At 59.5% G+C, this 1,354-nt stretch carries 1 protein-coding gene and 1 pseudogene; both read left to right on the top strand.

All coding sequences use genetic code 11. The features are described 5' to 3' along the window. Window positions 1-1,098, top strand: a 1,098-nt coding sequence (gene istA / locus OKC40_RS22470; protein WP_270797029.1) for an IS21-like element ISAs29 family transposase, incomplete at its 5' end; no start/stop codon positions are given. Window positions 1,099-1,112: 14 nt separating this feature from the next. Further along, window positions 1,113-1,354, top strand: a pseudogene (istB, locus tag OKC40_RS22465) (IS21-like element ISAs29 family helper ATPase IstB); the annotation flags it as partial.

Below are 1,354 nucleotides of genomic sequence, written 5' to 3'. Positions count from 1 at the left end.
TACTGCGGGCCCACGGTGCCCATCGTGTCGCCGACTACGGGTGAGGTCCGTCAGGCACAAGTCTTTGTCGCCGTGCTTGGTGCGTCCAACTACACCTTTGCCGAGGCCACCTGGTCACAGTCACTGCCTGACTGGCTGCAAAGCCATGTCCGTGCCTTTGAGTTTTTCGGCGGGACACCGGCACTGCTGATCCCCGACAACCTCAAGAGCGGTGTCAGCAAGGCTTGTCGATACGATCCCGAGCTCAACCCCAGCTACCAGCAGTTGGCCGAGCACTATCAGGTGGCGGTGATGCCAGCTCGTCCTTACAAGCCCAAGGACAAGGCCAAGGCTGAGGTGGGTGTGCAGATCGTCGAGCGCTGGATCCTGGCCCGTCTACGCCATCAGACCTTCTTCTCGCTTGCCGAACTCAACCAGTGCATCCGTGCCTTACTGAACGAACTCAACGAGCGTCCGTTCAAGCAACTGCCCGGTAACCGACGTGACGCATTTGAGCAGTTGGACCGCCCGGCACTGGGACCACTGCCAGTGAATCCCTATCGCTATGTCGCCATCAAAACGGTCAAGGTCAACATCGACTATCACATCAGCTATGAGCAGCACCATTACTCGGTGCCACACCAGTATGTGGGTCAGCAACTGGAGCTCCATGCGGGTGACACTTTGCTTCAGGTCTATCACCAGCAACAGCTGGTCGCGAGCCATCCGCGTAAAACCATCCCGGGGATGAGCACACTCCCGGAACACATGCCGGAACGTCACAGCAAGCAGCAACGCTGGACGCCAGGCCGTCTTAAACAGTGGGCTGCTGACATCGGACCGGGCACCTTGTGCTGGGTTAGCGAACGATTGGAAGAGAAAGCCCATGCCGAGCAGGCATACCGACTCTGCCTGGGGCTCCTGAGTCTGAGCCGGGAGTATCCGCCATCACGGGTCGAGGCCTGTTGCCAGTTGGCCAACCGGGAAGGACTGGTGCGGCTCAAACAGCTCAAGTCGGTGCTGACCAGTGGTCGCGACCAACTGCCCGCAAGCCCGCTGAGCTATCCAGAGTTGCCGCAAGAGCACGAGAACATCCGCGGCCCCCAGAGCTTCCACTAAAGAGGATACGCCCCATGACCCAACAAACACTGGCCCGCCTGAGAAACCTGAAACTGACCGGCATGGCGGATGCCGTGCAACAACAACTGGAACAGGCGAGTACCTACGAAGGGCTGCCCTTCATCGAACGGCTGAGCCTGCTGGTCGAACACGAACAACTGAGCCGGGAGCAGCGTAAACAAGCTCGGCTGGTCAAGCAGGCAAGGCTCAAACTCCAGGCCACGGTGCAGGAGCTGGACTACCAGTCAGCACGCAA

The sequence above is a fragment of the Aeromonas sp. QDB11 genome, from assembly GCF_027705265.1.
In the GTDB taxonomy this organism is placed as follows: domain Bacteria; phylum Pseudomonadota; class Gammaproteobacteria; order Enterobacterales; family Aeromonadaceae; genus Aeromonas; species Aeromonas allosaccharophila.
The sequence above is the reverse complement of the archived record's forward strand: the minus strand, read 5'-3'. Positions and strand labels throughout refer to the sequence as shown.